At 62.8% G+C, this 6601-nt stretch carries 5 protein-coding genes; 4 read left to right on the forward strand and 1 reads right to left on the reverse strand.

The annotated features are described in order from the left end of the window. Nucleotides 1-5: 5 nt before the first annotated feature. Complete coding sequence (def, locus tag LMJ30_RS04285) at nucleotides 6-548, reverse strand: peptide deformylase (RefSeq protein ID WP_229431108.1); 543 nt, start codon at nucleotides 546-548, stop codon at nucleotides 6-8. A gap of 282 nt (nucleotides 549-830) precedes the next feature. Between def and LMJ30_RS04290 the strand changes: the two genes are divergently transcribed. The 4 genes from LMJ30_RS04290 to LMJ30_RS04305 all read left to right on the forward strand — a co-directional run bounded on the left by LMJ30_RS04290 (nucleotide 831) and on the right by LMJ30_RS04305 (nucleotide 6472). Continuing rightward, on the forward strand, nucleotides 831-1928 hold the full coding sequence (locus LMJ30_RS04290; RefSeq protein ID WP_229431109.1) for a LysM peptidoglycan-binding domain-containing protein: 1098 nt from the start codon (nucleotides 831-833) through the stop codon (nucleotides 1926-1928). A 7-nt stretch (nucleotides 1929-1935) separates the two neighbouring features. Then, the gene (gene dprA / locus LMJ30_RS04295) at nucleotides 1936-3057 is read left to right on the forward strand and encodes a DNA-processing protein DprA (RefSeq protein WP_229431110.1); all 1122 of its coding nucleotides are present in this window, start codon (nucleotides 1936-1938) and stop codon (nucleotides 3055-3057) included. Between the two features lie 88 nt (nucleotides 3058-3145). Then, a complete protein-coding gene (locus LMJ30_RS04300) occupies nucleotides 3146-3610 on the forward strand; it encodes a Smg family protein (protein ID WP_229431111.1) in 465 nt (154 codons plus the stop codon). A gap of 219 nt (nucleotides 3611-3829) precedes the next feature. After that, nucleotides 3830-6472, forward strand: coding sequence for a DNA topoisomerase III (locus LMJ30_RS04305; protein WP_229431112.1), 2643 nt, complete (start codon nucleotides 3830-3832; stop codon nucleotides 6470-6472). Nucleotides 6473-6601 lie beyond the last annotated feature (129 nt).

Consider the following 6601-nt stretch of genomic DNA (forward strand, 5'->3'; position numbering starts at 1 on the left):
GCGCTTTAGTAGCGGCGACCGGCAGCGCGCAGGGCGGCTTCACGCTCGAGCCCGCGTTCTTCCTTGATCATCTTGGCCTTGATACGGTTGCGCTTGAGGGGCGACAGGTATTCGACGAAGATCTTGCCCTTCAGGTGGTCCATTTCATGCTGGATGCAGACCGCCATCAGGCCATCGGCCGACAGCTCGAAGGGCACGCCTTGCGCATCGAGCGCGCGCACCTTGACCTGGGACGGGCGTTCCACGCCATCGTAGATGCCCGGTACCGACAGGCAGCCTTCGTCATAGACGGTCTTTTCGTCGCTGGCCCAGATGATTTCCGGGTTGATGAACACGCGCAGGTCATCCTTGGTTTCCGTGATATCCACGATCAGCAGCTGCTCATGCACGTCAACCTGGCTCGCGGCCAGCCCGACGCCGGGTGCGTCGTACATGGTCTCGGCCATGTCGGCGACCAGCTTGTTGATACGGTCGCCGAATTCGGTGACCGGCTTGGCGACCTTGTGCAGGCGTGCATCGGGGTAGCGGAGGATATTCAGGATTGCCATAGGTTCGTTCAGCTCAGTAACAATTTAATAATCGATTCGTTGTTGCGGGTGTAAAAAATGCCTTAAAACAACAAAATCACACAGTCCGCCACGGTAGTCGGGCGCAGTATTTCTTGCTACTTCAAGGATTTATGTGCAGAATTTGATCCAGTACGGCAACCCTTTACTCTCAGCAAGTTGCATAGGGGAGCGCTCAATCTGCTGCCTTTTGCGCCGTGGCGCGCAGTGGGTGACGGGTTCAGCCAGCAATTTTGTGTAATGCCGCACTTATCGGACATCTCAATGAAAAATTTTAGCACAGTCGGCGCCCGTATTGCAGGAGCAGCGCTCGTTGCCGGCCTGATGGCAGCACCGGCGCAGGCAGCAAACTGCGCGTTCCGCCCGAATGCGCCTGACCAGCACCTGGTGGTCAAAGGCGACACGCTGTGGGATATCTCCGGCAAGTTCCTCGAGCATCCGTGGTGCTGGCCGCAAGTGTGGGGCATGAACCGCGACGAAATCCGCAACCCGCACTGGATCTACCCGGGCCAGATCGTCTGGTTCGACCGCAAGACCGGCCGCCTGTCGCTGAACAAGCCGGGCGACGACGGCGCTGCCGGCCAGCCGGGCATCACCCGCCTGTCGCCGCAGCTGCGCACCGAAGGACTGGGACGCGACGCGATCCCGTCGATCGCGCCGGCCATCATTGAACCATTCCTGACCCGCCCGCTGGTGGTGGGCGTGGATGAACTGGCCAGCGCGCCGCGCATTGCCGCGTCGCAGGAAGGCCGCCTGTACCTGGGCCAGGGCGACAAGGTCTACGTCAAGGGCGAACTGAACGGCGTCAGGTCGTTCCAGGTATTCCGTCCCGGCACGGCCTTGAAAGATCCCGAAACCGGCGCCTTGCTCGGTTACGAGGCGCAGTATCTCGGCACCGTCGCGCTGCAGGCCGAAGCGAAGCCGGGCGTCGATGTGCATACCTTTACTGTCGGCAGCTCACACCAGGAAATGGGCGTGGGCGACCGCCTCGCGCCAGTGCCGCCGGAAGGCATGCGCAGCTACGTGCCGCATCCGCCGGAGACCCAGGTGAACGCCCGCGTGGTGTCGATCTACAATGGCGTCAGCTACGCCGGACAGAACCAGATCATCAGCATCAACCGCGGTTCGGTTGACGGACTCGATGTCGGCTCCGTGCTCCAGCTGTACCATTTCGGTAAGGTTGTGGCAGATCCTGGCGGCGATAAAGGCATGCTGGGCATCCGCAGGCCGACCATCAAGCTGCCGGACGAGCAATACGGCAATCTGTTCATCTTCCGCGTGTTCAAGAACGTCTCGTACGGCTTGGTCATGCAGGTAACAGACCCGGTGCAGGTCGGCGACGTGGCTAAATCACCGGAGTAAAACCGCCGTGCAAGACACGGACCCCACGCAGCAATCAGCCCAGCCCGATCTCCGCGGCTGGCTGCGCCTGTCCCTGGTGCCAGGCGTCGGCTGCGTGCTCGGTGCGCGGCTGCTCGACGCCTTCGGTTGCCCCGCGGCCGTGTTCGCGGCCAGCCGCGATGCAGTGGCCGCCCTGTGCGGCGCGCCTGTTGCCGATGCGCTTGCCGCGCCGCCTCCCTCAACAGGCCAGCAACTGATTGACCGCACCGAAGCGTGGCTGGCGACGCCCGGCAACCATGTACTGACGCTGCACGATCCTGCCTATCCGCGCATGCTGCGCGAAATCTACGATCCACCCCTGTTGCTGTACGCCATAGGCAACGTCGCGCTGCTGTCGGCGCCTTCCATCGCCATGGTCGGCAGCCGCAACGCCAGTACCCAGGGCAAGGCCAACGCGCAGGCGTTTGCCCGTGCCTTCAGCAACGCCGGGCTCACTGTCGTGTCAGGGCTGGCGCTGGGCATCGACGCGGCCGCCCATGAAGGCGCCATGGCAGGACCGGGCTCGACAGTGGCGGTGATCGGCACCGGCGCCGACATCGTCTACCCCGCGCGCAACCACCAGCTGGCCCATCGCATTGCCCAGGCGGGCTGTATTATTAGTGAGTACCCGCTGGGCCACCCCGTCCTCGCCTCCAATTTCCCGCGCCGCAACCGCCTGATCAGCGGGTTGGCGGCGGGCGTACTGGTGGTGGAGGCTGCGGCCCAGTCCGGCTCCCTGATCACGGCGCGCATGGCGGCCGAGCAGGGCAGGGACGTGTTCGCCGTTCCCGGCTCCATCCACGCCCCGATGAGCAAGGGCTGCCACCAGCTGATCCGCGAAGGCGCCAAGCTGGTCGACGCGGCGGCCGACGTGCTCGACGACATCTTCCCCGGCGCAGCCGTGCCTGACAACGCTGCGCGCGGGCCGGCGCCAGCCATGCCATCGGAACAGTTGCTCGATGCGCTGGGGTACGACCCCATCGGCGCCGATGCGCTGGCCGCGGCCTGCGGGCTCGATGCGGGCCGGTTGAGCGCGCAGTTGTTAACGCTGGAACTGGCAGGCCACCTCGAAAGGCTGCCCGGAGGCTTGTTTCAACGTGTAAATCGTTAAAAAACGCGGTTTTTGCCTTGTTAGCCGCATTGCCGGACGGTACGGCCGGCACTTGTGCCGCAACGAACTTAACTGATAGAGTAGAGCCATGTTTGATATCCTTGTCTACCTCTACGAGACCTACTACCGCCCTGACGCCTGCCCCGAGCCGGCGGCCCTGGCGCGCAAGCTCTCGGCAGTGGGGTTTGACGATGTCGAGATATCGGAAGCACTGGTCTGGCTGACCGACCTGACCGAAATGGCGGGCGGCGACCTGGAGTTTGCCGCCTCCTCGGACGGCATCCGCTTCTATGTCGACCAGGAATATGAGGTGCTCGGCACTGCCGCCGTCGGCTTTATCCAGTTCCTCGAAAGCGCCAAGGTGCTCAGCCCGGTGCAGCGCGAGATCGTCATCGAACGCGCGCTGGTGCTGGACGAATCGCCGGTCGGCCTCGGCAAGCTGAAAATCATTGTGCTGATGCTGCTCTGGAGCCAGGGCAAGGAACCTGACGCCCTGATGTTCGACGACCTGTTCGGTTCGGACGACGAACAAGCGCCGCGTTTGCTGCACTAAACACCCGGCCGGTCCCCGTTTTTCCCTTCGATGCAAGCTTCGCGCCGGCCCTGGCCCGCAGCGTAAAGCCCACTTGCGGATTTCACGACAACCCGCTTATCATTGGCCGCACTTATTCGACTGTTACAAAATAGATATCGGAATGACAAAATCCCGGTATTGCGGCAGAGCATGTATGATGCGCGTGCCAAACCACCAAAGTACGACGAGAAACCTAATATGACAAAAACCCTCATCATCGCCGAGAAGCCCTCCGTTGCGAATGACATCGCCAAGACGCTGGGCGGCTTCACCAAGCACGATGAGTATTTCGAATCCGACGAATACGTGCTGTCGTCCGCGGTCGGCCACCTGCTGGAAATCGCGGTGCCGGAAGAGTATGACGTCAAGCGCGGCAAGTGGAGCTTCGCCCACCTGCCGATGATTCCGCCGTATTTCGCGCTCAATCCGATCGCCAAGACCGAGTCGCGCCTGAAGGTGCTGAACCGCCTGATCAAGCGCAAGGACGTCACCCAACTGATTAACGCATGCGATGCGGGGCGCGAGGGCGAGCTGATTTTCCGCCTGATCGCGCAGAACGCGAAAGCCAAGCAGCCGGTCAAGCGCTTGTGGCTGCAGTCGATGACGCCGGGCGCGATCCGCGACGGCTTTGCCAAGCTGCGCAGCGACGACGAGATGTTGCCGCTGGCCGACGCCGCGCGCTGCCGTTCCGAAGCCGACTGGCTGATCGGCATCAACGGCACCCGTGCGATGACCGCGTTTAACTCGAAAGAGGGCGGCTTCTACCTGACCACCGTGGGCCGCGTGCAGACGCCGACCCTGTCGATCGTGGTCGAGCGCGAAGAGAAGATCAAGAAATTCGTCTCGCGCGACTTCTGGGAAGTGCGCGCCGAATTCGTCTGCGCCGCCGGCGTGTACGAAGGGCGCTGGCTCGACCAGTCGTTCAAGAAGGACGAGAACGACCCCGAGAAGCGCCCCGAGCGCCTGTGGAGCAAGGCTGCCGCCGATACCATCGCAATGGCTTGCAAAGGCCGCCAGGGCAACGTCACCGAAGAATCGAAGCCGACCACCTCGATGGCGCCGGCCCTGTTCGACCTGACCAGCCTGCAGCGCGAAGCCAACGGCCGCTTCGGCTTCTCGGCCAAGAACACGCTGGGCCTGGCCCAGGCCCTGTACGAAAAACACAAGGTGCTGACCTACCCGCGTACCGATTCGCGCCACCTGCCGGAAGACTATATCAACACCGTCAAGGCGACGATGGAGTCGCTGGCCGAGAACAACAACTACCACCAGTTCGCCAAGCAGATCAGCAAGAACGGCTGGGTCAAGCCGAACAAGCGCATCTTCGACAACGCCAAGATCTCGGACCACTTCGCGATCATCCCGACCACGCTGGCGCCTAAGAACCTGTCCGAGCCCGAGCAGAAGCTGTACGACCTGGTGACGCGCCGCTTCATGGCCGTGTTCTTCCCGGCTGCCGAGTTCCAGGTCACGACCCGCTACACCGAAGTGTCGGGCCACCAGTTCAAGACCGAAGGCAAGGTCATGACCAATCCGGGCTGGCTGGCCGTCTACGGCAAGGAAGCGGCCGGCGACGACAAGGAAGACGCGGGCATGCTGGTGCCGGTGGCGAAGGGCGAGAAAGTCCTGACCGAGAAAGTCACGGCCAACGGCCTGGTGACCAAGCCGCCTGCGCGCTACAGCGAAGCGACCCTGCTGTCGGCAATGGAAGGCGCGGGCAAGCTGATCGACGACGACGAACTGCGCGACGCGATGGCCGGCAAGGGCCTTGGCACGCCAGCGACGCGGGCGGCGATCATCGAAGGCCTGCTGACCGAGAAATACCTGATCCGCGAAGGGCGCGAACTGATCCCGACGGCCAAGGCGTCGCAGTTGATGACGCTGCTGCGCGGCCTCGGCGTGAACGAGCTGACCGCACCGGAACTGACCGGCGAATGGGAATACAAGCTGTCGCAAATGGAGAAGGGCAAAATCTCGCGCGAGGAATTCATGCGCGAGATCGCGCAGATGACCCAGATTATCGTCAAGCGCGCCAAGGAATACGACAACGTCACCATTCCGGGCGACTACGCGACCTTGCAGACCCCGTGCCCGAACTGCGGTGGCGTGGTCAAGGAAAACTACCGCCGCTTCGCCTGCACCAAGTGCGACTTCAACATGAGCAAGACGCCGGGCAGCCGCCAGTTCGAGATCCCCGAGGTCGAAGAACTGCTGAAGAACCGCACCATCGGTCCGCTGCAGGGCTTCCGCTCGAAGATGGGCCGTCCGTTCGCGGCGATCCTGCGCATCGTGCGTGACGAGGACATCAACAACTTCAAGCTCGAATTCGACTTCGGCCAGAACGACGAAGGCGGCGAGGACGGCGAAGGCGTCGACTTCACCGGCCAGACCCCGCTCGGACCGTGCCCGAAATGCACCGGCGGTGTCTACGAGATGGGCCTGGCGTACGTGTGCGAGCACAGCGTCGCCAAGCCGAAGACCTGCGACTTCCGCAGCGGCCGCATCATCCTGCAGCAGGAGATCCTGCCGGAGCAGATGGCCAAGCTGCTCAACGAAGGCAAGACCGACCTGCTGCCAGGCTTCATCTCGCAGCGCACGCGCCGTCCGTTCAAGGCCTTCCTCGTGAAGGGCAAGGACGGCAAGATCAGCTTCGAGTTTGAAGAGCGCAAGGCCAAGGCGCCTGCCAAGGGCAAGGCCGCGAAGGCCGAGCCTGAGGTGGAGGGCGAAGAAGGTGCGGTAGCGGCGCCGGCCAAGAAGGCGGCAGCGAAGAAGGCTCCTGCCAAGAAGGCTGCGGCGAAGAAGGTTGCGGCCAAGAAGGCGCCTGCCAAGAAGGACGCATAACGTAAGGTTTTGTAGATACCGTCTTGATCGTCAAGCCTGAACGGCAAAATTTGCCTCGTATGCCCGTCCAGTTTTGACGACACCGAAGCACAAATGCGCAAGCTTCCGCATGGCGGCCCCAATGGCCGC

The sequence above is a fragment of the Massilia agrisoli genome, assembly GCF_020831365.1.
In the GTDB taxonomy this organism is placed as follows: Bacteria; Pseudomonadota; Gammaproteobacteria; order Burkholderiales; family Burkholderiaceae_D; genus Telluria_A; species Telluria_A agrisoli.

Coding starts and splice junctions, on each gene's coding strand:
- def (WP_229431108.1), bottom strand. CDS start 548: ATGGCAATCCTGAATATCCTCCGCTACCCCGATGCACGCCTGCACAAG.
- LMJ30_RS04300 (WP_229431111.1), top strand. CDS start 3,146: ATGTTTGATATCCTTGTCTACCTCTACGAGACCTACTACCGCCCTGAC.
- LMJ30_RS04305 (WP_229431112.1), top strand. CDS start 3,830: ATGACAAAAACCCTCATCATCGCCGAGAAGCCCTCCGTTGCGAATGAC.
- LMJ30_RS04290 (WP_229431109.1), top strand. CDS start 831: ATGAAAAATTTTAGCACAGTCGGCGCCCGTATTGCAGGAGCAGCGCTC.